Below are 25,479 nucleotides of genomic sequence, written 5' to 3'. Positions count from 1 at the left end.
ACCCCCCACCCACATACACACCCCCTCCCCCCCCCCCCCGCGGGGGGCGCCCCCCCCCCCCCCCGCGTCAGTGCGGGCGACCGGCCGGTCCGCGCCCCTGCGGTCCGGGCGCCGAACCGGAGGTTCCGGGTCAGTCCTCCGTCGAGGAGGCGGAGGAGGACGAGGCGGCGGAAGCGGTCTTCTTGGCCGTCGTCGTCTTCTTGGCGGCCGTCTTCGTCGCCGTCGCCTTCTTGGCCGTCGTCGTCTTCTTCGCCGCGGTCTTCTTGGCGGCCGTGGTCTTGGCGGCCGTCGTCTTCTTGGCGGCGGTCTTCTTGGCCGTCGCCTTCTTCGCCGGAGCCTTCTTCGCCGTCTTCTTCGCGGGCCCCTTGGCGCGCTTCTCGGCGAGCAGCTCGTAGCCGCGCTCCGGCGTGATGCCCTCGACGCTGTCGTCGGTCCGCAGCGTCGCGTTGGTCTCGCCGTCGGTGACGTACGGGCCGAAGCGGCCGTCCTTCACCACGACCGGGGCGCCGCTGACCGGGTCCGTGCCCAGCTCCTTCAGCGGCGGCTTGGCGGCGGCGCGACCGCGCTGCTTGGGCTGGGCGTAGATCGCCAGGGCCTCTTCGAGGGTGATGTCGAAGAGCTGCTCCTCGGAGGTCAGCGACCGGGAGTCGGTGCCCTTCTTCAGATACGGGCCGTAGCGGCCGTTCTGCGCGGTGATCTCCACGCCCTCGGCGTCCACGCCGACGACGCGCGGCAGCGACATCAGCTTGAGGGCGTCGTCGAGGGTGACCGTGTCCAGGGACATGGACTTGAAGAGGGAGGCGGTCCGCGGCTTGACCGCGTTCTTGCCGGTCTTCGGCGTGCCCTCGGGCAGCACCTCGGTGACGTAGGGGCCGTAGCGCCCGTCCTTGGCGATGATCTGGTTGCCGGTCACCGGGTCGGCGCCCAGCTCGAAGTCGCCGCTGGGCTTGGCCAGCAGCTCCTCGGCCAGCTCGACGGTCAGCTCGTCGGGCGCGAGGTCCTCGGGGACGTCGGCGCGCTGGTGGCCCTCGGCGTCCTTCTCGCCCCGCTCGATGTACGGGCCGTAGCGGCCGACGCGGAGCTTGATGCCGTTGCCGACCGGGAAGGAGGAGATCTCGCGGGCGTCGATCGCGCCGAGGTCGGTGACCAGTTCCTTCAGGCCGCCGAGGTGGTCGCCGTCGCCGTTGCCCGCGTCGGAGGCCGCGCCGGCGGCGGAGGTGTCGTCACCGGGCCGCACGCCGAAGTAGAAGCGCCTGAGCCACGGCACGGACTGGGCCTCGCCCCGCGCGATGCGGTCGAGGTCGTCCTCCATGCGGGCGGTGAAGTCGTAGTCGACGAGCCGGCCGAAGTGCTTCTCCAGCAGGTTGACCACGGCGAAGGAGAGGAAGGACGGGACGAGCGCCGTGCCCTTCTTGAAGACGTACCCGCGGTCGAGGATGGTCCCCAGGATCGAGGCGTACGTCGACGGGCGGCCGATCTCGCGCTCTTCCAGCTCCTTGACCAGCGAGGCCTCGGTGTAGCGGGCCGGGGGCTTGGTGGCGTGCCCGTCCACGGTGACCTCGTCGGCGGAGAGCGCGTCGCCCTCGGCGACCTGCGGCAGCCGGCGCTCGCGGTCGTCCAGCTCGGCGTTCGGGTCGTCCGCGCCCTCGACGTACGCCTTCATGAAGCCGTGGAAGGTGATCGTCTTGCCGGAGGCGGAGAACTCGGCGTCCCGGCCGTCGCTCGCCCGGCCGCCGATCTTGACGGTGACGGAGTTTCCCGTGGCGTCCTTCATCTGGGAGGCGACGGTCCGCTTCCAGATCAACTCGTAGAGCCGGAACTGGTCGCCGGTGAGCCCGGTCTCGGCGGGGGTGCGGAAGCGGTCGCCGGAGGGACGGATCGCCTCGTGCGCCTCCTGCGCGTTCTTGACCTTCCCGGCGTACGTCCGCGGCTTCTCGGGGAGGTAGTTCGCCCCGTACAACTGCGTGACCTGCGCCCGCGCCGCGGAGACCGCGGTGTCGGAGAGGGTCGTGGAGTCGGTGCGCATGTAGGTGATGAAGCCGTTCTCGTACAGCTTCTGCGCGACCTGCATGGTGGCCTTGGCCCCGAAGCCCAGCTTGCGGCTCGCCTCCTGCTGGAGGGTGGTGGTCCGGAACGGGGCGTACGGGGAGCGGCGGTACGGCTTGGACTCGACCGACCGGACCGCGAACGAGGAGTCGGCGAGCGCGGCGGCCAGGGCGCGGGCGTTCGCCTCGTCCAGGTGCAGCGTCTGGGCGGAATTGGGCTTCAACCGCCCGTCGGGGCCGAAGTCGCGGCCCTGGGCGATCCGCCGGCCGTCGACCGCGCTGAGGCGGGCGGTGAGGGTCGAGGGGTCGGATGCGTCACCGGTGCGCCCGGTGGCGAACGTGCCGGTCAGGTCCCAGTACTCGGCGGAGTTGAACGCGATGCGCTCGCGCTCCCGCTCGACGACGAGGCGGGTGGCGACGGACTGGACGCGGCCCGCCGAGAGCTTCGGCATGACCTTCTTCCACAGGACCGGCGAGACCTCGTAGCCGTAGAGGCGGTCGAGGATGCGGCGGGTCTCCTGGGCGTCGACCATGCGCTGGTTCAGCTCGCGCGGGTTGGCGACGGCGGCCCGGATCGCGTCCTTGGTGATCTCGTGGAAGACCATCCGGTGGACCGGGACCTTGGGCCTGAGCACTTCCTGGAGGTGCCACGCGATGGCTTCGCCCTCGCGGTCCTCATCGGTGGCGAGGAAGAGTTCGTCGGACTCGGCCAGAAGCTGCTTGAGCTTCCTGACCTGGGCCTTCTTGTCGGCGTTGACGACGTAGATGGGCTGGAAGTCGTGTTCGACGTCCACCCCGAGGCGGCGTACCTCGCCGGTGTACTCGTCCGGGACCTCGGCCGCGCCGTTCGGGAGGTCGCGGATGTGCCCGACGCTCGCCTCGACGACGTATCCGGGGCCGAGATAGCCCTTGATCGTCTTCGCCTTGGCAGGCGACTCGACGATGACGAGTCGGCGGCCGCCCTGTGCGGTCTCGCTGGTCGGGGACAACTTCGCTCTTCTCTCCGGTCGACACTCGATGAGCAACCGGGCGGCGCCATGGCGCTGCTCGCGGTGCTGTCGCTGCGGAGTGTGACGGTACAACCCGCCCCCGTGTCAAACGGCAAAAGCCCGCAACGGCCACTCGAACGGTAACCCGACTTCCGCCATTCCTGCCGCCCGGACCGTCGGGTCCGCGCCGTGCGAGGCCGCGGCCCACGGGTTCACGGGGGCGGCCGGGGCGGTCGCCGGACGGTCCGTCGTCGCGGACGCCGCCCTGCCGGGGGCGGAGATCAGACGAGCGTGAGGCACCAGAGGCCGAGGGCCAGCGAGACCACGCCGAAGAGGGTGGTGAGGGCGGTGGAGGCGACGGGACTCACACCGTGGGCCACCGGCGCGCGGTGCAGGACGCGCGCCCCCGTCCAGACCAGGAGGGCGGTGCCGAAGAGCACCAGCGCCGTACCGGCGAAGACCGCGGAGACGCTCTCCATGCCCTACCCCTCGACCGTTGTGGCGGAACCGTCCGGAACCGGCCCACCGGGCACCGGAGCCGGGTCCTGGCCCCGGCAGGGAGAGGTTGCCACCTCGGGGCATCACCCATGCGAACCCGGAGTGAACAGCACTCCCCCGCCACCCGGCGGACCCCGCCGCCCGCGCCCCGACCGGAACCGGCGGAGGGGGCGGGCCGGGTGGCGCACGCGGCACGAACGCGCTGGCGGAGAGGGTGCGGGCGACCGGTCCCGAAGCGGGGCGGGTCGAGAACGGAATCCGGACCGGGGCTCTCTATCCGCCGGGCCGCGCGCCCGCGCCGGGAACCGGCTCCAGGAAGCCCTCCTCGACCAGCAACCGGATCGCCTGCGGGGTGCGGTCGCGCAGGAGCACCGGGTCCTCGGACATCAACTGGGCGATGGCGTCCAGGATGCGCCCGGCGGGCAGCGAGCCGTCGCACACGCCCGCGAACCCGGCGGCCACCGCGTCCACCTTGGTGGCGCGCATCATGCCCCGGTGCTGGCGCAGCACCACGTGCTCGGGGTCCTCGGCGCCCGGCAGGCCGACCTGCTCCTGGACGACCTCGGCGGCCAGGCTGAAGTGCCCGGCGAACAGCGCCGCGTCGTCCTGGCCGCGGAGGTAGTCCTGGCGGGCGAAGTGCTCCTCGACGGTCTGCCCGAGCGGCTGCCGCACCGCGTGCGGCCACTCCTCGACCACGATCGAGGGGTTCCCTGCCGCGGCCTCGGGGGATTTGCGCAACGTGATCCAACCGAACCCGACGGCCTTGGCGCCGCGCGCCTCGAACTCGTCGAGCCACGCCTCGTACCGCTCGGCGTACGCGGCCGGGTCGCCTCGGTGGTCCCCGCCGTCCCGCAGCCACAGCTCCGCGTACTGCGTGACGTCCTGGACCTCGCGCTGCACGATCCAGGCGTCGCAGCCGAACGGCACCCAGGAGCGCAACCGGTCCTGCCACTCCTCCCCCTCGACGTGCTCCCAGTTGGCGAGGAACTGGGCGTAACCTCCCTCGTTCAGGTGATCTCCGGACTGCCGCACCAGCGTGCGGCACAGGTCGTCGCCGCTCATGCCGCCGTCGCGGTAGGTGAGGCGGGCGCCGGGCGAGATGACGAAGGGCGGGTTGGAGACGATCAGGTCGAACGTCTCCGCGTCGACGGGCTCGAAGAGGGAGCCCGCACGCAGGTCGGCGGGGGCGGCGCCGGACAGGGCCAGGGTGAGCCGGGTGAACTCCAGGGCGCGGGGGTTGAGGTCCGTGGCGGTGACCCGAGAGGCGTGCTGGGCGGCGTGCAGGGCCTGGATGCCGGAGCCCGTACCGAGGTCGAGGGCGGAGGCGACCGGCGTACGGACGGTGAGCCCGGCCAGGGTGGTGGAGGCCCCGCCGACGCCGAGGACCACGCCCTCCTCGCGCGAGCCGATGCCGCCCGCGCCGCCGACCGCGCATCCGAGGTCGGACACGATGAACCAGTCCTCGCCGTCCGGCCCTCCGTACGGCCGTACGTCGACGCTCGCGCGGACCGCGCCGGCCTCGCGGGTCACCCAGCCGTCCGCGACGCACTCCTCCAGCGGGAGGACCGCGCCGGCCCGCTCCTCGGGAACGGGGCGCTGGAGGAGGAACAGGCGCACCAGCGTGTCGAGCGGTGCGTCCCCCCGCGTGGCCCGCAGCGCGGGGACCGTCTCACTGCGGGCGAGCGCGGCGTAGGCGGGCGCGCCGAGCCGGTCGAGGAGCCCGTCGGCGGTGAAGGCCGCGGCGAGCAGGGCCTCGCGGAGGTCGGCGGCGTGGTCGGGTGCGGGAAGGCTGGTCGTACTCACGGACCCATTGTGTCCGGTCCCACTGACAACGGCAGCGGCCCGGACGCTGATCGGGCGTCCGGGCCGCCGTGGTGTCCTGCTGGTGCCGCACGGAGGCCGCGCGAATGCCGCCGGAGTCGGCGGCCGCGGGCGTACGGGGGCGGGGCCGCGGGGCCCGCGGCCCCCGGTTACGCCTTCTTCTCGGGCGTCTTCTCCGGGGAGGCGGTGGCCTCGGGGGAGGCGGTGGCGTCCGGGGTCGCCCCCGCGCCGGGGCCCGAGGGGCTGGTCGAGGCCGTCGGCTTCTGGCAGCCCTTCTGCTTCGACATGGCGGTGCCGACCTCGCCGGACTGCAGCTTCTTCAGCGCCTGGTCACCGCTGGTGCTGATCTTGTTCAGCTCGTCGGCGATGCCCTTGAGGCCGTCGGCGAACTTCGCCTGGTCCTTGATGTCGAGGGCGTCGACCTTGGTCTTGAGGCCGGCGTACGCCTGGGAGGAGGCGTTCAGCTCCTTCACCGCCTCCTTCTGCGTGGCCTCGCCGTCGTCGACCGGCGGAGGCCCTGCGGAGTCCACAGCCGCACCCAGCGCCTTGTACGCCTGGGAGATCTGCTGGAAGGCCGCCGAGTCGGTCTTCTGGACGTCGGCCGGCTTGCTGTTGTCCGCGGTCTGCTGCTGGATGGCGGCGTTGGCGTCGGCGATCTTCTGCAGTTGGGGGTGGACCTGGTCGCAGACCTTCTTGGCCCAGTCGTTCACCTTGTTGTCGCTGTCGTCGCTGCAACCCGACAGCGTCAACACGAGTACCGCACCGCCGGACAGCGCGGCCGCAAGCTTCTTGTTCACCGGTTTGGTCCCTTCCAAGGCTCTCGGCCCCGGAACTTACACGTCCGGAGGACGACGGCTGGGAGCCGGGCATCCGGTGTGCGCGCTTTTGAAGCCATTTGCACCAAGACGAATGAGGGAGATGCCACTCGGCCAGCAAAATCGGACGCACGAGCGGTCACTCATTCGAACGGGCATCACCGATGTCCGCCAACACCGCTATGGCACAAGGCGCATGAGGGAGACCGGCCGGAACATCAGCAGTACGGACGACCGCGGCGAGCGGGTGGACGGCTCGCCGGAACGAGCCGTCCACACCATGGTTGACTGATCGTCAACGTGCGGTCTCCGTAAGCGCTGTTCGCGCACCGCACGGGTGACGCTCCGTTCCGGCCCTCCGGCTCACGGGGCCGCCACGGAGGCCGCGGGACCGTCACCCGTGGGCCCCGCGCCCTCCTCGTCCACGGTGATGCCGCGCCTCTTGGAGACGTAGACCGCAGCGACGATGACCGCGATGGCGACGACGGCCACCACGGCCCGCACCCAGGGGTTCGCGTCCGATCCGTAGCTGAACTGCACGATCGCCGGGGCGATGAGCAGGGCCACCAGGTTCATCACTTTCAGGAGCGGGTTGATCGCCGGGCCGGCCGTGTCCTTGAACGGGTCGCCGATGGTGTCGCCGATGACGGTCGCGGCATGGGCCTCGCTGCCCTTGCCGCCGTGGTGGCCGTCCTCCACGAGCTTCTTGGCGTTGTCCCACGCCCCTCCGGAGTTGGCGAGGAACACCGCCATCAAAGTCCCGGCGCCGATCGCGCCCGCGAGGTACGAGCCGAGCGCGCCGACGCCGAGGGTGAACCCGACCGCGATCGGGGCCAGCACCGCGAGGAGTCCGGGCGTGGCCAGTTCGCGCAGCGCGTCCCTGGTGCAGATGTCCACGACGCGGCCGTACTCCGGTTTCTCCGAGTAGTCCATGATTCCGGGGTGTTCGCGGAACTGCCGCCGGACCTCGTGGACCACGGAACCGGCGGACCGCGACACCGCGTTGATGGCGAGCCCGGAGAAGAGGAAGACGACCGCGGCGCCCAGGATCAGGCCCACCAGGTTGTTGGGCTGCGAGATGTCCAGGCTCAACCCCGACTCGCCCGACCCGGCCCCCACGTCCCCGACCGCCGTGGCGATGGCGTCGCGGTAGGACCCGAAGAGCGCGGCCGCCGCCAGGACGGCGGTGGCGATGGCGATGCCCTTGGTGATGGCCTTGGTCGTGTTGCCCACGGCGTCGAGGTCGGTGAGCACCTGCGCGCCCGCCCCCGTGACGTCCCCGGACATCTCGGCGATGCCCTGGGCGTTGTCGGAGACCGGCCCGAAGGTGTCCATGGCGACGATGACCCCCACCGTGGTGAGGAGCCCCGTCCCGGCGAGCGCGACCGCGAAGAGCGCCAGCATGATCGACGTACCGCCCAGCAGGAACGCCCCGTAGACGCCGAGGCTGATCAGCAGAGCCGTGTAGACGGCCGATTCCAGGCCGATGGAGATGCCCGCGAGCACCACGGTGGCCGGACCGGTCAGCGCGGACTTCCCGATGTCCTGGACGGGCCGGCGGGTGGTCTCGGTGAAGTAGCCGGTGAGCTGCTGGATGAGGGCGGCCAGGAGGATGCCGATGGCCACGGCGACCAGGGCGAAGATCCTGGGGTCACCGCCGTGCCCGGTGATCGCGGTGTCGGTGACGCCGTTCAGCTCCGCGTACGAGGACGGCAGATAGGCGAAGGCGGCCACCGCCACCAGGGCGAGCGAGATCACCGCGGAGATGAAGAAGCCCCGGTTGATCGCGGTCATCCCGCTGCGGTCGGCGCGGCGCGGGGCGACCGCGAAGATCCCGATCATCGCGGTGACGACGCCGATCGCCGGAACCATCAGGGGGAAGGCCAGACCGGCGTCGCCGAAAGCCGCCGTCCCGAGGATGAGCGCGGCGACGAGCGTCACGGCGTACGACTCGAAGAGGTCGGCGGCCATACCCGCGCAGTCACCGACGTTGTCGCCCACGTTGTCCGCGATGGTGGCGGCGTTGCGCGGGTCGTCCTCCGGAATGCCCTGTTCCACCTTGCCGACGAGGTCGGCGCCGACATCGGCCGCCTTGGTGAAGATCCCGCCACCGACCCTCATGAACATGGCGATCAGCGCCGCGCCGAGACCGAACCCCTCCAGCACCTTGGGCGCGTCGGCGGCGTAGACGAGCACGACGCAGGACGCACCGAGCAGCCCGAGCCCCACCGTGATCATCCCGACCACTCCGCCGGTCCGGAAAGCGATCTTCATGGCTCTGTGCGAAACGGTGGTGAGGTCCTCGGCGGGTTCGCCCTCTGCCGGAGTCGCCTCGCGGGCGGCGGCGGCCACACGCACATTGCTCCGAACGGCGAGCCGCATCCCGATGTAACCGGTAGCCGCCGAGAAAAGCGCGCCCACCAGGAAGAACAACGAGCGCCCTGCGCGCTGCGACCAGTTTTCGGCCGGCAGCAGGAACAGCAGGAAGAACACGACGACGGAGAAGAAGCCGACCGTGCGAAGTTGCCGGGCCAGATAGGCGTTGGCGCCCTCCTGGACCGCCGCGGCGATCTCTTTCATGCGCTCGGTGCCCTCACCGGCGGCCAGAACCTGGCGCGCCAGCAACTGGGCCACGACCAGCGCGGCGACGGCGACGACCGCCACCACCACGATGATCAGCCGGTTGTCGTCGGTGAGGACCGCCGCCGCGAGGGAGGCGGGCCGGTCGGAAAGTGCGGATTCTCGCAGTACTGCCGTGGGGGTGGTGAGGAACTCCGCCATACGTCCTCCTTGACGCTCAGCGCTCAAGTCGTGGACGGATTGTAGGGAGCGGAACACGATCAAAACAGTGGGTGGGAAGATAATCGACTACTCTCCCCCCAACGCCGAAAGATCGACGGAGCGCTTCTTCCCGAATGCAGTAATGGGGCAGGTGGATTACCGGCGGAGAACGGAAGCATTTCGGCTCGGGAGCGCGCGATCGGAAACACACGGAATCCCGCGAGCTGAAGAAGAAAAGCCCTGCTCAGCAGGCCGGGAAAACGAGACAGTGCTTACGGGGCTCGCTGGGCTCATGCGACTTGCGGGCTTCATGGGTCCGATGAGGCCGATGGGGGCGTACCGAGCGGGGCGGCGGGGGCGCCGAGGCGAACCGTCCGAGTCCGGCCGCGGGCGGGGTTTCCGCGGCAGACGAGTGGGGCCGAGGCGGGCTGGCGGGCGGACGGTTCGAGTCTGGCGCGGGCGAGATCTCCCGAGGTCTCCACAGCGGACGAGGGGACCAAGGAGGCGGGCGATCCGACGCGGACGCGGACCCTGCCGGGCGGCCCGAGCCGAGCGCGGGCGAGGTCCCTACAGCCGTGGCGCCCTGGGGGCTGCGCTAGGCAGACAGGTGGTCCGGGTCAGGCGGAGCCCATGCGGCCCAGGGTGCGGGGTGGGCGGCATCGAAGCAGACCGCCGGTCTGGGGTCGGGCAGGGTTTCAGACGAGCGGGCGGTCCGGAGCGGACACGGGCGGAGGCTCCGCCGCAGGCGAGGGGTGCCGAGGTAGGCGGACGGTCCGGCGCGGGTGAAGGCACCGAGGCGGACAGGCGGCCGTGGTCGGGCGGGGCCGAGGCGTACAGGCCGTCCCTATGCGACCGAGTCCGAAGTGGTGTCGCGGAGAGGGGACCCAAGGCCGAGGCCGGTCGGATCGGACGGGCCGGCCGGCCGGCCAAGGTCGCAGGGGCGGGCTGGCTGCGCCTCGCCGCAGAGCTCTCGGCTACGTCCTCACCGCGACGGCGGCCGTGGGCCAGCTCATGCGGATCACTCCGCCGCCCGTACCGGTGCGGACCTCCACGTCGTCGACGAGACCGCTGATCACCGCGAGGCCCATCTCGTCCTCGCCCTCACCCTGGGGTTCGTCCGGCCCTATGCCAGACGCCCCTGCGCGGCCCCCGGACGCGGCATCGCCGCCGGGGCCGGGCACGCTGTCACCGACCTCGATGGAGAACGTCTTCTCCTCCTCGGTCAGCGCCACGTTGACCGGCGCGGTGATCCCGTGGGTGCGGTGCAGCCCGACCGCGCGGCTGCACGCCTCACCGACGGCGAGCCTGACCTCGTCGAGCACCGCCTCGTCGACACCGGCCCGGCGCGCCACGGCGGCCGCCACCAAGCGAGCCGTCCTGACGTGCTCAGGCTGAGCGCTGAAGCGGAGTTCAACGGTGGCCATGCGATCCCCCTCGAACGTTCGGGCATACGCCTCAGAGGCCCCTGGGCTTGCACGCCCGGCACCTCGGCTCTCCTCTTCCGGCACCGACAAAGCCGACAGCCGACCCGGAGGTCGACCGCCTGCTCGCCGCGGCCCACACGCTGCCGCTGCCGACTTGTTCACCGCCTGCCCGCCGACCCGGAGGTCGACACGCGCCGACCTCAGTCGGTGGCGGCGACAGCCTCGTCGACCGTGGTGTGAATCGGGAACACCTTGGTCAGGCCCGTGATTCGGAAGATCTTGAGAATGCGCTCCTGGTTGCAGACCAGACGCAACGAGCCCTCGTGGGCCCGGACGCGCTTCAAGCCGCCCACGAGCACGCCGAGGCCGGTGGAGTCGAGGAAGTCGACGCCTTCCATGTCGACAACCAGGTGATAGCTGCCGTCATTCACCAACTCGACCAACTGCTCGCGCAGCTTGGGCGCGGTATACACATCAATCTCGCCACCGACCTCGACGACCGTACGGTCGCCACCAGGTCCGGACACATTGCGAGTCGACAGGGACAGGTCCACGGATCCTCCAGCACCTTGCTATCGAGCGGTTGCCCCTCGGTCTCCCCGACGGAGGCCAGGGGACGGATCGCCAGCCGCGATGGCATTCAATCACTTACCAGCAGGCATGTACGACGCCTCGGGACCATTGTCCGTCACGCCAGTGACACACTCGGTGCCGATGGCCAAGAATCACCGTCCCGGACGACCACCCGAGAGTGGGGCCTCGCGCCCCTCTCCCGACATGATCCTCGACCGGCTCGCCGCAGGGGCGGGCCGGGCCGCGCGCATCACTCATACGGAGCACCTGCCCCCGAGATCGGGAACCCATGCCATCTGGCCGGATCGCATCCGACCGGAAGTGATCGCGGCGATCGAGAACGCCGGAATCGGCCATCCGTGGGCGCACCAGGCGACCGCCGCGGAGCACGCGCTGGACGGCGAGTCCGTGGTGATCGCGACCGGCACCGCGTCCGGCAAGTCGCTCGCCTATCTCGCTCCGGTCCTCAGCACCCTGGTCGACGGCTCCGAGGCCCCGAACGGCCGCGGGGCCACCGCCCTGTATCTCGCCCCCACCAAGGCCCTGGCAGCCGACCAGCGGCGCTCGGTGAAGGGCCTGGCCGCTCCTCTCGGCACCGCGGTCAGGCCCGCCGTCTACGACGGCGACACACCGGTCGAGGAACGCGAGTGGGTGCGGCAGTACGCCAACTACGTCCTGACCAACCCCGACATGCTGCACCGCGGCATCCTGCCGTCCCACCCCCGCTGGGCCTCGTTCCTGCGCGCCCTGCGGTTCGTCGTGATCGACGAGTGCCACACCTACCGGGGCGTCTTCGGCTCCCATGTCGCCCAAGTCCTGCGGCGACTGCGCCGCCTGTGCGCCCGCTACGGGGCCGACCCGGTCTTCCTGCTGGCCTCGGCCACCGCGGCGGAGCCGGCGGAGGCCGCCGGACGCCTCACCGGCCTGCCGGTCCGGGAGGTGTCCGACGACGCCTCCCCGCGCGGGGAGGTGGTCTTCGCCCTCTGGGAACCCCCGCTGACCGACCTGCACGGCGAGAAGGGTGCTCCCGTACGACGGACCGCCACCGCCGAGACCGCCGACCTGCTCACCGACCTGACCCTCCAGGGCGTCCGCTCGGTCGCCTTCGTGCGTTCCCGGCGCGGCGCGGAGCTGATCTCGCTGATCGCCAAGGAACGCCTCGGGGAGGTGGACCGGTCGCTGCCGAAGCGCGTCGCCGCCTACCGGGGCGGCTATCTTCCCGAGGAACGCCGCGCGCTGGAGCGGGCCCTGCACTCCGGCGAACTTCTCGGGTTGGCCGCCACCACCGCCCTGGAGCTCGGCATCGACGTCTCCGGCCTCGACGCGGTCGTCATCTCCGGCTATCCCGGCACGCGGGCCTCGCTCTGGCAGCAGGCGGGGCGCGCCGGCCGGACGGGACAGGGCGCTTTGGCCGTTCTGGTGGCACGGGACGATCCGCTGGACACCTACCTGGTGCACCACCCCGAGGCGCTGTTCCAGCAGCCCGTCGAGTCGACGGTGCTGGACCCGGACAACCCGTACGTCCTCGCCCCCCACCTGTGCGCCGCGGCTGCTGAACTGCCCCTCACCGAGCCCGACATCGCGCTCTTCGGTCCCGCCGTGCCCGAACTGCTGCCGCAGTTGGAGGCGGCGAAACTGCTGCGCAAGCGGGCGTCGGGTTGGCACTGGACGCGCCGCGAGCGGGCCGCCGACCTCACCGACATCCGGGGCGGGGGCGGCCGTCCCGTCCAGATCGTCGAGGAGGGCACGGGACGGCTGCTGGGCACTGTCGATGCGGCGGCCGCCCACACGTCCGTCCACGAGGGCGCGGTCCACCTCCACCAAGGCCGCACCTACCTGGTCCGGAAGTTGGACCTGGAGGACTCCGTGGCCCTGGTCGAACGGGCGGACCCGCCGTACTCCACGGTCGCCCGCGACACCACGGCCATCACCGTCCTGGAGACCGACACCGAGGTCCCCTGGGGCCAGGGTCGGCTCTGCTACGGCTCCGTGGAGGTCACGAACCAGGTGGTGTCCTTCCTGCGCCGCAAACTGATCACCGGTGAGGTACTGGGCGAGACGAAGCTCGACCTGCCGCCCCGGACCCTGCGCACCCGCGCGGTGTGGTGGACGGTCACCGAGGACCAGCTCGACGCGGCCCGGATCAACCCGGAGATCCTCGGCGGCGCCCTCCACGCGGCCGAGCACGCGTCGATCGGCCTGCTGCCGCTGTTCGCCACCTGCGACCGCTGGGACATCGGCGGCGTGTCGGTACCGCTGCACCCGGACACCCTGCTGCCCACGGTCTTCGTGTACGACGGCCACCCCGGTGGCGCAGGTTTCGCCGAACGGGCCTTCAACACCGCCCGTACGTGGCTGACGGCGACCCGTGAAGCCATCGCGTCCTGCGAGTGCGAGGCGGGCTGCCCCTCCTGCATCCAGTCGCCCAAGTGCGGCAACGGCAACGAGCCCCTGCACAAGCGCGGTGCCGTACGCCTGCTCACCGAACTCCTCCGAGCCGCTCCCGCCCCGGAGCCGGCCGAGGAGCCCGCGCCCCGGCAACCGGAGCCGAGCGAAGAGCCCGCACCGCGGACGTCCGTGCCGGGCGCTGGGCCCGCACCCCAGCCCTGGGGATCGGGCAAGGAGGCCGCCCCCCTGGATCGGGACGACGAGGGGCCGCCAGGCCAGGCGCCCGCCCCCCAGCCGCGTACGGAGGAGGAGCCCTACGGCTGACGCACCGGACAGCCGGTACGTCTCCGACCCGGAGGCGTCGGGGTGGGCGGGAGGGCCCACCGGACCGGCACTGGGCCTGGCGACGGGCTCGTAGGGAACCAGGCGCGCCCGGGCGGGGAGGCCCGGCGGTCCCGCCCTGGACCTGGCGACGGGTTCGTAGGGCCCGAAGCGCGCCTGGGCGACCACGTCGGCGATCTCTCCCTGCACGGCGCAGCGGACAAGCTCGGCGTGCTGCGCCAGAGCCACCCGCCGAGCGGCCTCGCACGCGACCACCCCGCCTTCCAGCCCGCGATCCGCCGCGGCGAGAGCGGCCAGGTCCGCGGCCCCGGCCGCCCGGTGGCGAGCAGCCAGCGCCTGCCCCAACGCGAGCACGCAGGCGAACACGGTGCACAGGGCGACCGTCGTGACCGCCACCCACACCGTCGCCATCCCCCGATCCGTCCCGCTCAGCCGCTCCCTCCCTCGCCGCCCACCCGTGCGCCGGGGCCTGAGCCGGCTCCGGACAGGGCGTCGCAGTGCGAGCCAGCGTCGGGCGCGCCTGCCTTGCTCGTTGAGCTGTCCCCCGTCCTGCCCCGAACCCCCGGATCGGTCACCGGTCCCGGACGACAACCGCCGACTCCGCCCCTCCCCCTCCCTCACGGCGCGACGCCTCCCAGCGTGTCCTCGGCCAAGGCGGACGCCTCGGCATCCAGCGTCAAGGCCAACGCACCGGGGCCCGGCGCCGGCACCTCCACCCGCACGCGCCACAGATCCCCCGTCCTGCCCAACTCGACCCGGGCTCCGTGGGGCGCGGCCTCCTGTGCCACGGCCAGCACCGCGGCTTCCGGTTCGGACCGAGCCGCGGCCCGCGCTCCCATCGACGCCGCGTCCACGCATCGAATCTGGGCCGAAGCCGCCATCAGCGCCCAGAGCAGCGCCATGGAGAAGACCACCAGCGCCGGGATGACCATGGCCGCCTCTGCTGTCACCGCTCCCCGGTCCCGGACCCCGCGACGGCTCAGACGGTCGGCAGCGCTCTTACCGCCCCCTCCCCATGGGCTTCGCCAGCGGCCCCCGCGCGAGGGTCGGCAGAACCTCCGAGCGGACAGCGGGGCACCAGCCCGGGAGCCGTGCCCCGCCCCGCACTCAGAACTTGGCATCGAGCGCGTCCTCGACCAGGGACTGCAGGGCCGACATCACCGGCCCGCTGTTGACCACCTTGTAGAGCACCGCCGCGAAGGCGCACGCCGCGATGGTCCCCACCGCGTATTCGGACGTCGTCATTCCGTGGTCCGACCGGCCCAGCCGCCCGGACCACCGTGCGGGCCATTTCACCGGGTGGTCCAGCGGCCATGACGGCGGCCGGATGCGGCACAGCACGCTGACGAACCGGTTCTTGTACTTCGCTTCCATTTCGTCCCCCATAGGCATTGATGTCGAGCGGGCGTCCGGACGGAACACCCGTGAGAAGCAGCGAGTCGGCCAGATGGTCGCGGTCACCGACCGCTGCCGCATTCGAAGCCATCGGCTCTGTCAGGCCGCCGAACGGCCCTTTAACCGGTCCCGAGCAATCCGCCGGCGAGGCCGATGATCACCGGCGCCACTCCCAGCGCCAGGAAGGCGGGGAGGAAGCAGAGCCCGACCGGCGCGGTGATCAGCACCCCGGCCCGTTGAGCGCGCGCCACGGCCGCGCCGGTCCGCTCGGCACGCATCGCGTCGGCCAGCCGTGCGACCGGTTCGGCGGCCGGCGCGCCGGTCGATCCGGCCCGGTGGAGACAGCGGGCCAGCGGGCCGGCGCCCGGTATCTCCCCGAAACGGGCCCACGCCTCGGCCGGTTCGCCGCCGAGACGGATCTCGGCGGCCGTGCGGGCGAGCCGGTCTCCGACCGGACCCCCGATGGAGTCGCCGACCGCCTCCGCCGCGTCACGGGGCCCGGCCCCGACCGCAATGCAGGCCGACAGCAGATCCGCCGCGAGGGGAAGTTGTGCCGCGATCAGGGAGCGCTCCCGGTGAGTCCAGCCCGAACGGTGCCGTGGCCGGGTTCGGATCCACCGCCACGTCCCGTACGCCGCGGCCGAGCCGACGGCCCACCCCAGCGCACCGCCCACCAGGACCCACCCGGTGAGCCAGGCCCCCACCGGGGCCGCCCACCGGCCGACGCTCCCGGCGATACCCTCGTCCCCGGCCGCCCGGAGCTTCGCGCCAGCCCGGCTCCGCCACCGGGGCCGTATGGCGGGCGCCGCTCCCAGCAGCAGGGCGCCCCTTGCTCGGGCAGCTCGCCTCCTCCGCCGAGCGATCGACATGAGAGCCAACTGGACCGCCGCGCCCCCCGCTGCCGCCGCCATCCCCAGACTGTGGAGAACTTCTTCGCCCGCCGCGTTCACGCCGCCTCCCCTCCGCGCACGATCCGGCAGGCCCAGAAGAGGCCGGCGGCCTCCAAGATCCCGCCCGTCACCAGGCAGACCAGGCCCGCCGGGGTGTGCAGCAGCACGTACAGGGGCGCGGCTCCCAGCGCTGCTCCCAGACCGAGGCCCGCCACCGGGAGCAGTGCCAGGACCACGACCGTCGACCAGGCGCCCGCGAGCTGGGCTCGCAGCGCCTCCCGTCTGCGCCGCTCCTCCCGCAACGCCGCCTCCAGGCGGTCCAGACCGGCTGCCAGTCCGGCCCCGCCGTCCACGGCCACCCGCCAGCACGCGGCCATCCCGGACAGACCCTGAAGGCCGGGGCCGTCCGCCGCCTGCCGCAGCACCGCCGGCACATCGCCCCCGAACCGCGCCGCGGCCAGCACCGCGGCCTCCGCGTCCCCCAGCCACGCTCCCGAGCGCGCCGCCGTCGGCACGTCGCCTTCCACCCCGCCGTCGCGCAGCGCGACCAGCAACGCCCGCCCCGGCTCCTGACCGGCTCGGAGCTCTCCGACCACGGCCCCGCACAAGGCCGCCACCGCGTGCGCGGCACCCTCCTCCTTCCGCCGTGCGGACCGGCTGCGCAGCCACCGACGCACCAGCGGGACCGCCACCGCTCCAGCAGCCAGGGGCAGCACCGAGCCGCCCAGCACCGCGATGAGCACTGCCAGGGGAAGGCACCACCACTCCCGACGCCTCCTGGCCGACTCCTCCAGCCGTTGCCACGGCTCCGACAGTCCGGGCCACCGGCTCCATGGCCGGCGGGGCTCGGGGCGAGCATCCGCGAACAGCGCCCGCGCCCGCCGAGCCCCCGCATCCCTCGTCATGGCGAGCCACACTGCCGACCCGGCACAGAGGGCCACCGCGTGGACGGTGTAGGCCGACGTCCCGCCCGTCACCGCACCCCTCCGATCAGCGAACGCAGCCGTTCCCATCCCCGCTCACGAACGAATCCGTCGACGCCCCAGCTCAGGGCCGGGACGGTGACGACCAAGCCCACCGCGTCCCGCTCCAGAACGTGCACCTCGGCGATGCGCCGCTGCCCGGTGCGGTCCCGTACGAGATGCACCACCACCGAGAGCGCGGCGGCCAACTGGCTGTGCAGGGCGACCCGCTCAAGACCGGCGGCGGTCCCCAGCGCCTCCAGCCGAGCGGGCACGTGCGCGGCCGCGTTGGCGTGCACGGTGCCGCACCCTCCTTCGTGGCCGGTGTTGAGAGCGGCCAGGAGTTCGAGGACCTCGACGCCTCGCACCTCTCCGACCACGAGCCGGTCGGGTCGCATCCGTAACGCCTGCCGCACCAGGTCCCGCAACGTCACCCGGCCCGCTCCTTCCTGGTTGGCGGGACGCGACTCCAGGCGGACCACGTGCGGGTGATCGGGACGCAGCTCGGCGGAATCCTCGGCGAGCACGATGCGCTCGTCCGCCCCGACCGCGCCGAGGAGGCTGGAGAGCAGCGTCGTCTTACCCGCTCCCGTGCCGCCGCTGATCAGGTAGGAGATCCGCGCCTCCACGACGGCCCGCAGAATCCGGTCGCCGCCCGGCGGGATCGTGCCTGCCGCCACCAACTCCACCAGCGAGAAGGCGCGTGGCCGCACCACCCGTAGGGAGAGGCAGGTCGAGCCGACCGACACCGGGGGCAACACGGCGTGCATCCGGGTGCCGTCCGGCAACCGTGCGTCCACCCACGGCCGTGCGTCGTCCAACCGCCTGCCTGCCACCGCGGCCAGGCGTTGGGCCAGTCTCCGTACCGCCGCCGCGTCCGGGAAGGTGACGCCGGTCAGTTGCAGCCCGCCGCCCCGGTCCACCCACACCCGGTCCGGTGCGGAGACGAGCACGTCGGTCACCGCGGGATCTGCGAGCAGAGGCTCCAGCACCCCCGTGCCGACGAGCTCACCGCGCAGTTCGGCCGCTCCACCCAGCACCTCGGCGTCACCCAGCAGGCGCCCCTGCGCCCGCAGAGCGGCGGCCACACCGGCTGGCGTGGGGGCGGCGCCGCTGCGCGCCAACCGCTGTCGTACGGCGTCGAGCAGCGCGTCCGTCATGGCGTCCCCCCTCCGGGCAGCCCCGGCGCGGGGTTCTTCTCTCCCGCTGCCGCCGCCTGCTCCCAGAAGGCCGCGCAGAAGCGGGCCAAGGGGCCGCGGGCCGCGCCGCCGGGCGGGGTGCCACCGTCCTGGGAAGCGAGAAGCCCGGCTTCCGTGGGCAATGCACCGACGAACGGGAGGCCGAGGGCCTGGGTGACCCAGTCCTCGTCCAGACCCGCCGCATAAGGTCCGCGAGTCACCAACCGCAGGTCGTCCAGCACCATCGCGGCCATGGAGGCGACACGCTTGGCCGCCGCGACCGCCCGGAGCTCCCCCGGAACGACCAACAGGCCCAGATCGAGTTGGGCCAGGGCTTCCGCAACGCCCTCGTCCACCCGGCGCGGCAGATCCACGACCACCACTCCCCCGAGACGGCGTGCGGCGGCCAGCACCGCCCGCATCGCCTGTGGCGGGATCACCACCTCGTCGTCGCGCCCCCAACTCAGCACCCGCAACCCGTGGAGAGCGGGCAGCGAGTCCTCCAGGGCCCCACCGCCGAGACGCCCCTTGGAATGGGCGAAATCCGGCCATCGCATCCCTTCGGCTCGCTCGCCCCCGAGCAGGACATCGATGCCACCACCCAAGGGATCGGCGTCGATCAGCATGGTGCGCCGCCCGGATCTGGCCGCACTGACCGCGAGTGCGCAGGCCAAGGTCGACGCGCCGGAGCCGCCCCGCCCTCCCATCACGCCGACCGTGAGGGCGGGCCGGCCGACCCCCTCGGCCGCGTTGGCGATCTGATCGACGAGCCAGTTCTCCGAATCGGGCAGCCGGAGCACGTATTCCGCCCCGATCTCCACCGCGCGCCGCCAGACATCCGGGTCGTCCTGGTCCCGACCGACCAGCATCACCCCCCGTCTGCGGCCGGCTCCTCGGCATCGCGCGGCGGCGTCATCGCCCACCAGCACCATCGGAGCCCGTTCCCAGCCGCCCCGGCGGGCAGGCGGTCCGTGATGCACCTCCGGCTCGGCCCCCGCCGCCGCGCACAGCCGCAGCAGGTCGTCGAGCAGTTCCAAGTCCTCGGTCACGATCAGCGGTCCGCCACGCCGCCCACCTGCGGCCATCGCCCCTTCTCCTGCGAGAGAACCAGCCACGATCTCCGCCCCTTCTCACTGCCCTTCAGTGCGGTTCGCGGCGATCCCGGAGCGTTCCGAGATGCACGATTCCGCCCCACGGACTTCGCGGGTGGAATCAACGTGCAGCACGGCGGAAAAACATGTGGATCTGGAAGAAAAACTGTGGACGACCCTGGCCTTGTGAATAACTTCGTAACCCGATCCAGCGACTTCCGGAGCGCAGCCTGTCTGCTACACACTGTGACGAGACGAGCGATGCATCGGCGGCTCGCGCAAACCGGCCCACAGCGGCCAGAGAAGGAGGCTGACGTTGTCCCGCCCCGCGAAAAGGCACCTGGACATGCGACGACCCCCGCCGGGGGGGAGAGCGGGGGTCGTCCCCACGGCCGACTCGGGGGGGGAGGAGCCGGACCGGGGTTAGCACGGTCGCGAACGATCCGTGACTTCCATGGTGTACCCGAGGGCCTTCTCAGGCAAACCCACACGCCGGAGGTTGCGCCGAATGGTGGGCCCCTATGCTCAGCGTTGTGGAAAACTGCTTCTCGCCGCGCACAGCAGCCTTCTTTGACCTGGACAAGACGGTCATTGCGAAGTCTTCGACGCTCACCTTCAGCAAGTCCTTCTACCAAGGCGGGCTGATCAACCGCCGTGCCGTGCTGCGCACCGCGTACGCACAGTTCGTGTTCCTCGCCGGGGGCGCCGACCACGACCAGATGGAGCGGATGCGCGAATACCTCTCCACGCTGTGCAAGGGGTGGAACGTCCAGCAGGTCAAGGAGATCGTCGCCGAGACTCTGCACGACCTGATCGACCCGATCATCTACGACGAGGCCGCCACTCTCATCGAGGAACACCACACGGCCGGCCGTGATGTGGTCATCGTCTCGACGTCGGGCGCGGAAGTCGTCGAACCGATCGGCGAACTGCTCGGCGCCGACCGCGTCGTCGCCACGCGCATGGTCGTCGGTGACGACGGCTGCTTCACCGGCGAGGTCGAGTACTACGCCTACGGACCGACCAAGGCCGAAGCAGTGCGAGCGCTCGCCCACTCGGAGGGGTACGACCTTTCGCGCTGCTACGCCTACAGCGACTCGGCCACCGACGTCCCGATGCTGGAAGCGGTCGGACATCCGCACGCGGTCAACCCGGACCGTGCACTGCGCCGCGAAGCGGCCCTCCGGGAGTGGCCGATTCTCGTCTTCAATCGCCCGGTCCGCCTGAAGCAACGCCTGCCCGCGTTCTCGATGCCGCCCCGCCCCGCCTTGGTGGCAGCGGCCGCGGTGAGCGCGGCAGCGGTCACCGCGGGCTTGGTCTGGTACGCCAGTCGCCGGCGTGCCGTCGTCGCGCCCGTGCCCGGATAAGACCGGGACAGCACCTACCCCCCGGCGCCCGGTCCGCACCGGTCGGAGCCGAAGCGGGAGCCCGTACCACGGGAGCCGGCCGTACCCGAGAAAACGACCGTCCGTTTCGCCCATGATTGAACCTAAAAGTAAAGAAGTGAGGTGAGGGGTTTCCCTTCCTCCAGCACTGGAGTACAAAGGAGTCAACGGCCCGCGAGACCAAGGACATCCGAGAGGATGACCTGTAACGCAGGACGGCCCCACGGACCGAGCACGAAAGCCGAGCACCCACGCGACGTCGACCCGTCGATTACGGGCCAGCCGCACCAGGTGACGGGCAAAGCACCCGACCTGATGGGCGAACAACGAGGACGCTTGGTAACTGGGCGGACGTGCCAGCGGCGGCACCGCACACCGGTGCCGCCGCAACCCTTGAGCGGGGTCGACTGCCTTCGGGAAGGTTCGACCCACACCGCGGCAGGCCAGGCCCGCCCACTCTCGCCGGCCGGGCGCCGGCCCCGCAGGCGAAGCGCCAAGCCCAGCGGGAGCAGCTCCGAGCCGACCTCGCACCCCTCAACGGCACCCAAGGCGGGCTGGGGCGACCTCCCCGCCCCCAGAGGCCCCGAAGGCTCCAAGGGCCAGACCCGCAGGCCTCGCACCCCGCCGCGTCGGGACCGTCAGGCCGCGCCGCGCTGCAGCGCCTCGCACACGGCCGTGGACTCGCGTACGCCCAGCTCGACCGAACGCCCGCAGTGCGCGATCCAGGCGGCCATGCCTTCGGGGGTGCCGGCCGCGTAGCCCTGGAAGGCCGCGACGTACGCCTCGGGGCTCTGCTCGGCGTGCCCCACCTCGGCCGGGCAGACCGACTTCGGGTCCAACCCGCTCCCGATCAGCACGACGCGCTCGGCGGTCCGGGCGATCAGCCCGTTGTGCGACCGGAAGGGCCGCAGAGCCAGCAGCTCGCCGTGCACCACGGCGGCCGTCACCAGGGCAGGGGCGGAGCTGCCCGCGATGATCAACTGCGCGAGCCCCTCGAGGCGTCCGGCGACCTCGTGGGCGTCGGGCAGCGGCGCCTCGATCAACGGCTCCTCGACCGTCTCACCGGCCAGCCGGGGCCGGCCCACCGCCTCGTCCGGTTGCGCCCCGCCCGCCGCCACCAGATGCAGCCGGGCGAGCACCCGCAGCGGTGACTGCCGCCAGATGGAAAGGAGTTGCCCGGCTTCCGCGGTGAGGCGCAACGCGGCTCCGACGGTACGCGCCTCGTCGTCGCCGCTGAAGTCGGTGCGCCGACGCACCTCTTCCAGGTTCCAGTCGGCTCCGGCCAACGCGGCCGACCCGCGAGAACCGCGCAGCGCGGCCTCCGCCGTGACCTCGTTACTGCGGCGCCGCATGACGCGATGGCCGTAGACGCGGTCCACGGCCTTGCGTACGGAGTCCACGGCGTCAGGCACTCCGGACAGGACGCCGAGCGCGGCGAGCGGATCTGAGGCAGTCGTACTCATAAGCAGCGAGGCTACGCTCCCCGCCCCGCCGGACCACCCCCTGGTGGCCTTCTTCACCGACATCGACAGCACACGGCGATCGTGCCGCTACCCTAGGTGAACATGAAGATCGCTTTCGTCGGGAAGGGCGGCAGCGGCAAGACCACGCTGTCCTCGCTCTTCATCCGCCACCTCGCCGCCAACGAAGCCCACGTCATCGCCGTGGACGCCGACATCAACCAGCACCTGGGGGCCGCACTCGGCCTGGACGAGTCAGAGGCGGCCTCCCTGCCCGCCATGGGCGCGCACCTCCCCCTCATCAAGGACTACCTGCGGGGCACCAACCCGCGCATCGCCTCCGCCGAGACCATGATCAAGACCACGCCGCCCGGCGAAGGCTCCCGCCTGCTGCGGGTGCGCGAGGACAACCCGATCTTCGAGGCCTGCGCGCGCACGGTCCGGCTCGACGACGGGGACATCCGGTTGATGGCGACCGGCCCGTTCACGGAGTCGGATCTCGGAGTGGCCTGCTACCACTCCAAGGTCGGGGCCGTGGAGCTCTGCCTCAACCACCTGGTCGACGGCCCGGACGAGTACGTCGTGGTCGACATGACGGCGGGCTCGGACTCGTTCGCCTCGGGGATGTTCACCCGTTTCGACATGACGTTCCTGGTCGCGGAGCCGACCCGCAAGGGTGTTTCGGTGTACCGCCAGTACAAGGAGTACGCCCGCGACTTCGGCGTCGCGTTGAAGGTCGTCGGCAACAAGGTGCAGGGCCAGGACGACCTGGACTTCCTGCGCGCGGAAGTCGGGGACGACCTGCTGGTCGGGGTCGGCCACTCCGACTGGGTGCGGTCGATGGAGAAGGGCCGGCCGTCCCGGTTCGAGCTGCTGGAGGCCGACAACCGGATGGCCCTGCAGACGCTCCAGGACACCGCCGAGGACTCGTACGAGCTGCGCGACTGGGAGCGCTACACGCGACAGATGGTGCACTTCCATCTGAAGAACGCCGAGAGCTGGGGCAACGAGAAGACCGGCGCCGATCTGGCCGCCCAGGTCGACCCGTCCTTCGTCCTCGACGAGCGGCGCGCGGGCGCGGGGATCACCGCGCCCGCCTGACACCGCGCGCCCCGGTGTGCAGGGCGCACTTCACGTACACCTTCGTACGCCGTGCACCGTTTGCGCCCAGGTGCGTACGCCGCGCCGGGACCGGCCTCGCCGGGCGCGCCCCCACCGCGTACGCGAGCGCTCCCCAGGGCGTACGCGGCGGGGGCGCGGGCGCCCGGCCACCGGGCCTGGTGGTCGGGCGCATCCGGTGGACCGCGGGGGCGTGGGCCCGTCCGGCCCTCGCCTTCACACGCCGCACCCCCTCTACGGGTGCGCAGGCGCTCCGGTTCGCCGGACACCACGGGGCAGTGCCCGGCGAACGGACCTCAGCGGTCAGTCGGCTTCGCGGCCCGCCGCCCCGGCGGGGGCCGGGTCCGTCTCACGCTTGGCCGCCCCCTTGCCCGCGGGCTGCGCCGAACCGGTACGGGTGCCGAGGTAGGACGGCCAGCCCCCCGCGGGAGCCTGGCCGACGTCGAGCTTGGCCAGCTTGGCGAGCACCTTCGGGTCCTGCGCGTCCAGCCAGTCGACGAGCTGCCGGAAGGACACGCAGCGCACGGCTTCCTTGGTGCACACCTTCGCGATGGTCTCCTCGATGGCACGCATGTAGGTGCCGCCGTTCCAGGACTCGAAGTGGTTGCCGATGATCAGCGGCGCGCGGTTGCCGTTGTACGAGCGGTCGAAGGCCTGGAGGAGGCCGTCCCGCATCTGATCGCCCCAGAACTCGTGCTGGGAAGGGTCGCCCTGGGTGGTCGTGCCCGATTGGTTGACCATGAAGTTGTAGTCCATCGAGAGGGTCTCGAACGCCCGGCCGGGCATGGGGACGAGCTGGAGCGGGATGTCCCAAAGGCCGTCCTTCTTCCGGGGCCACACCTGGTTGCCGACGCCGCTGGAGTCGTAGCGGAAGCCCATGGTGCGGGCGGCCGCGACCATGTTCTTCTGCCCTTCCAGGCAGGGCGTGCGGGCGCCGACCAGCTCCTTGTCGTAGTCGAAGGGGAGGGGAGCCTCGTTCCTCAGCTCCGGAGTGTTCGTCTTCCAGCCTTTGACGAAACCTTTCGCCTGACTGATCTCGCTCTTCCACTCCTCGACGGACCAGGTCCCGACGCCGCCGTCCTTCCCGCAGAAGTGACCGTTGAAGTGAGTGCCGATCTCGTTGCCGTCCTTCCAGGCGGCGCGCAGTTCGGCCAGGGTGTCGCGGATGCCCTCGGTGTCGTTGAAGCCGATGTCGGAACGGCCCGCCGTGTGCTGGGGCGGGTTGTAGAGCGCCCGCTTCTCCTCCGGCAGCAGGTACACTCCGCTGAGGAAGTACGTCATCGTGGCGTTGTACTTCTTGGCCACTTCGCGGAAGTGGGAGAAGAGCTTCTGGCTGTCCTCACCGGCCCCGTCCCAGGAGAACACCACGAACTGCGGCGGCTTCTGACCTGGCTTCAGGCGTTCGACGGGCGGCATCTTCGGCTGGGCCCCGGTGAAGGCGGTCGATCCGTCCCCGATGAGCTTGATCGCGTTCTTGGGGGCGGCCTTCGGGGCGTTCTCCTTGGCTCCGTGGGCCCCTCCCTCGGTACCGGCATCCGCGCCCCCGGACGCGGACCCTCCCGAACAGCCCGTGAGAACGGCGGCCACAGAAGCGGCCATGACGCCCAGAGCAATCCTCTTCGTGGCGGCCATCATCCGCCCACCCTCTTCCTCGCAGGTTATTTGTGCTGAAGTGCCGACGGCGCGGCCAACCTCGCACGCAGCTCCACCAGACACCCAGGACATATCGAATGAAAAGCTGCTTATTCACTTGATGGGGTGATCTCGTGACCCGAATGCCCCGAATGCCGGACCCCGATATTCACTCTGCGTTACTGTTCAGGCGTCAGGAGTCGAAAATGCTGCGCCTCAGGCCACCTCACCGCCCCAGCACGCCGACCACCTCGCCGCGACCGGGCCTCTGAAGGAGACGGCACCATGTCCACTCACACCCCCTCCCGCCACCGTCTTCGCGCCCGGCCTGAAAGGTCGAGGAGCCGGTACGGGGCCGAGGCGGCACCGCACCGCTCCCGCTCCCGACCCGCCGGCCCCTGAAGGGCCCGCGCTCGCCTCGGCAGCCGGCGACCGGTCGCCCGCGAGGCGCCCGTGCGGTGCCTCGCGGCGCCTGTCGCGGGGGCACGGGGCGCTGAGGCGCGGGAGTCAACCAGCCCCTCCGCCACCCGGACCGACCGCCGGGCAACGCGTACGGAAGCCGCGCCCCTGCACGGATCCCGCCGGCCCGACTCCCCCCCCCGTTATGTTTTTCGCGGTCCTGCAATGGGGCCGCTGGCCTCCGGGCCCGGTATGACTGTGTCCCCTCTGTCGATCGGATGACCTGGGGGGT

The 25,479-nt window shown here is 71.7% G+C and carries 18 protein-coding genes and 1 pseudogene; 3 read left to right on the top strand and 16 right to left on the bottom strand.

All coding sequences use genetic code 11. The features are described 5' to 3' along the window. Positions 1–130 precede the first annotated feature (130 nt). The 7 genes from topA to ACZ6EJ_RS25295 all read right to left on the bottom strand — a co-directional run bounded on the left by topA (position 131) and on the right by ACZ6EJ_RS25295 (position 10,927). Entirely contained in the window at positions 131–3,034 is a 2,904-nt protein-coding gene (gene topA / locus ACZ6EJ_RS25325) for a type I DNA topoisomerase (protein ID WP_469270253.1), read from the bottom strand. A gap of 281 nt (positions 3,035–3,315) precedes the next feature. After that, positions 3,316–3,513: a hypothetical protein gene (locus ACZ6EJ_RS25320; protein ID WP_469270252.1), complete on the bottom strand. Its 198-nt coding sequence runs from the start codon at positions 3,511–3,513 to the stop codon at positions 3,316–3,318. Between the two features lie 292 nt (positions 3,514–3,805). Beyond that, positions 3,806–5,335, bottom strand: coding sequence for a DUF7059 domain-containing protein (locus ACZ6EJ_RS25315; RefSeq protein ID WP_469270250.1), 1,530 nt, complete (start codon positions 5,333–5,335; stop codon positions 3,806–3,808). Between the two features lie 167 nt (positions 5,336–5,502). Then, entirely contained in the window at positions 5,503–6,150 is a 648-nt protein-coding gene (locus ACZ6EJ_RS25310) for a small secreted protein (protein WP_469270249.1), read from the bottom strand. Between the two features lie 381 nt (positions 6,151–6,531). Continuing rightward, positions 6,532–8,949 (bottom strand): sodium-translocating pyrophosphatase, encoded by a 2,418-nt coding sequence (locus ACZ6EJ_RS25305; RefSeq protein WP_469270248.1) that lies wholly within the window; start codon positions 8,947–8,949, stop codon positions 6,532–6,534. A 974-nt stretch (positions 8,950–9,923) separates the two neighbouring features. Continuing rightward, on the bottom strand, positions 9,924–10,373 hold the full coding sequence (locus ACZ6EJ_RS25300; protein WP_469270247.1) for an ATP-binding protein: 450 nt from the start codon (positions 10,371–10,373) through the stop codon (positions 9,924–9,926). A 200-nt stretch (positions 10,374–10,573) separates the two neighbouring features. Then, a complete protein-coding gene (locus ACZ6EJ_RS25295; RefSeq protein ID WP_003967428.1) occupies positions 10,574–10,927 on the bottom strand; it encodes an STAS domain-containing protein in 354 nt (117 codons plus the stop codon). Positions 10,928–11,006: 79 nt separating this feature from the next. Between ACZ6EJ_RS25295 and ACZ6EJ_RS25290 the strand changes: the two genes are divergently transcribed. Beyond that, the gene (locus tag ACZ6EJ_RS25290) at positions 11,007–13,658 is read left to right on the top strand and encodes a DEAD/DEAH box helicase (RefSeq protein WP_469270246.1); all 2,652 of its coding nucleotides are present in this window, start codon (positions 11,007–11,009) and stop codon (positions 13,656–13,658) included. 186 nt (positions 13,659–13,844) lie between these two features. Here the strand turns inward: ACZ6EJ_RS25290 and ACZ6EJ_RS25285 are convergent. The 7 genes and pseudogenes from ACZ6EJ_RS25285 to ssd all read right to left on the bottom strand — a co-directional run. Continuing rightward, a pseudogene (locus tag ACZ6EJ_RS25285) lies at positions 13,845–14,087 on the bottom strand (Rv3654c family TadE-like protein); the annotation flags it as partial. 206 nt (positions 14,088–14,293) lie between these two features. Further along, entirely contained in the window at positions 14,294–14,626 is a 333-nt protein-coding gene (locus ACZ6EJ_RS25280) for a TadE family type IV pilus minor pilin (RefSeq protein ID WP_469270245.1), read from the bottom strand. Between the two features lie 157 nt (positions 14,627–14,783). Next, positions 14,784–15,050, bottom strand: a complete 267-nt coding sequence (locus ACZ6EJ_RS25275; RefSeq protein ID WP_469270243.1) for a DUF4244 domain-containing protein — start codon at positions 15,048–15,050, stop codon at positions 14,784–14,786. A 140-nt stretch (positions 15,051–15,190) separates the two neighbouring features. Beyond that, positions 15,191–16,021: a type II secretion system F family protein gene (locus ACZ6EJ_RS25270; RefSeq protein WP_469270241.1), complete on the bottom strand. Its 831-nt coding sequence runs from the start codon at positions 16,019–16,021 to the stop codon at positions 15,191–15,193. Beyond that, positions 16,018–16,938 (bottom strand): type II secretion system F family protein, encoded by a 921-nt coding sequence (locus tag ACZ6EJ_RS25265; RefSeq protein ID WP_469270239.1) that lies wholly within the window; start codon positions 16,936–16,938, stop codon positions 16,018–16,020. The genes ACZ6EJ_RS25270 and ACZ6EJ_RS25265 overlap by 4 nt, the downstream gene beginning before the upstream one ends. Further along, positions 16,935–18,083, bottom strand: coding sequence for a TadA family conjugal transfer-associated ATPase (locus ACZ6EJ_RS25260; RefSeq protein ID WP_469270238.1), 1,149 nt, complete (start codon positions 18,081–18,083; stop codon positions 16,935–16,937). The genes ACZ6EJ_RS25265 and ACZ6EJ_RS25260 overlap by 4 nt, the downstream gene beginning before the upstream one ends. Further along, positions 18,080–19,186, bottom strand: a complete 1,107-nt coding sequence (gene ssd / locus ACZ6EJ_RS25255; protein ID WP_469270236.1) for a septum site-determining protein Ssd — start codon at positions 19,184–19,186, stop codon at positions 18,080–18,082. The genes ACZ6EJ_RS25260 and ssd overlap by 4 nt, the downstream gene beginning before the upstream one ends. 527 nt (positions 19,187–19,713) lie before the next feature. Between ssd and ACZ6EJ_RS25250 the strand changes: the two genes are divergently transcribed. Beyond that, on the top strand, positions 19,714–20,559 hold the full coding sequence (locus tag ACZ6EJ_RS25250) for an HAD family hydrolase (protein ID WP_469270235.1): 846 nt from the start codon (positions 19,714–19,716) through the stop codon (positions 20,557–20,559). Positions 20,560–21,215: 656 nt separating this feature from the next. On the opposite strand, the gene ACZ6EJ_RS25245 is transcribed toward ACZ6EJ_RS25250, so the two are convergent. Next, a complete protein-coding gene (locus ACZ6EJ_RS25245) occupies positions 21,216–22,040 on the bottom strand; it encodes a Fic family protein (protein ID WP_469270234.1) in 825 nt (274 codons plus the stop codon). A gap of 102 nt (positions 22,041–22,142) precedes the next feature. On the opposite strand from ACZ6EJ_RS25245, the gene ACZ6EJ_RS25240 reads away from it, so the two are divergent. Then, positions 22,143–23,138 (top strand): ATP-binding protein, encoded by a 996-nt coding sequence (locus ACZ6EJ_RS25240; RefSeq protein WP_469270233.1) that lies wholly within the window; start codon positions 22,143–22,145, stop codon positions 23,136–23,138. A 321-nt stretch (positions 23,139–23,459) separates the two neighbouring features. Here ACZ6EJ_RS25240 and ACZ6EJ_RS25235 read toward each other — a convergent pair whose 3' ends face one another. Continuing rightward, positions 23,460–24,791, bottom strand: a complete 1,332-nt coding sequence (locus ACZ6EJ_RS25235) for a polysaccharide deacetylase family protein (protein WP_469270232.1) — start codon at positions 24,789–24,791, stop codon at positions 23,460–23,462. Positions 24,792–25,479 lie beyond the last annotated feature (688 nt).

This window comes from Streptomyces sp. NPDC041970 (assembly GCF_055588985.1).
Note: the sequence above shows the minus strand (reverse complement) of the source record. Positions and strands in the feature narration are given on the sequence as shown.

What these genes read in the sequence shown, in the direction of transcription:
- ACZ6EJ_RS25305 (WP_469270248.1), bottom strand. Translation starts at nt 8,949, where the DNA reads ATGGCGGAGTTCCTCACCACCCCCACGGCAGTACTGCGAGAATCCGCA.
- ACZ6EJ_RS25275 (WP_469270243.1), bottom strand. Translation starts at nt 15,050, where the DNA reads ATGGAAGCGAAGTACAAGAACCGGTTCGTCAGCGTGCTGTGCCGCATC.
- ACZ6EJ_RS25250 (WP_469270235.1), top strand. Translation starts at nt 19,714, where the DNA reads ATGCTCAGCGTTGTGGAAAACTGCTTCTCGCCGCGCACAGCAGCCTTC.
- ACZ6EJ_RS25320 (WP_469270252.1), bottom strand. Translation starts at nt 3,513, where the DNA reads ATGGAGAGCGTCTCCGCGGTCTTCGCCGGTACGGCGCTGGTGCTCTTC.
- ACZ6EJ_RS25260 (WP_469270238.1), bottom strand. Translation starts at nt 18,083, where the DNA reads ATGACGGACGCGCTGCTCGACGCCGTACGACAGCGGTTGGCGCGCAGC.
- ACZ6EJ_RS25290 (WP_469270246.1), top strand. Translation starts at nt 11,007, where the DNA reads ATGGCATTCAATCACTTACCAGCAGGCATGTACGACGCCTCGGGACCA.
- ssd (WP_469270236.1), bottom strand. Translation starts at nt 19,186, where the DNA reads ATGGCCGCAGGTGGGCGGCGTGGCGGACCGCTGATCGTGACCGAGGAC.
- ACZ6EJ_RS25240 (WP_469270233.1), top strand. Translation starts at nt 22,143, where the DNA reads ATGAAGATCGCTTTCGTCGGGAAGGGCGGCAGCGGCAAGACCACGCTG.
- ACZ6EJ_RS25235 (WP_469270232.1), bottom strand. Translation starts at nt 24,791, where the DNA reads ATGATGGCCGCCACGAAGAGGATTGCTCTGGGCGTCATGGCCGCTTCT.
- ACZ6EJ_RS25245 (WP_469270234.1), bottom strand. Translation starts at nt 22,040, where the DNA reads ATGAGTACGACTGCCTCAGATCCGCTCGCCGCGCTCGGCGTCCTGTCC.
- ACZ6EJ_RS25300 (WP_469270247.1), bottom strand. Translation starts at nt 10,373, where the DNA reads ATGGCCACCGTTGAACTCCGCTTCAGCGCTCAGCCTGAGCACGTCAGG.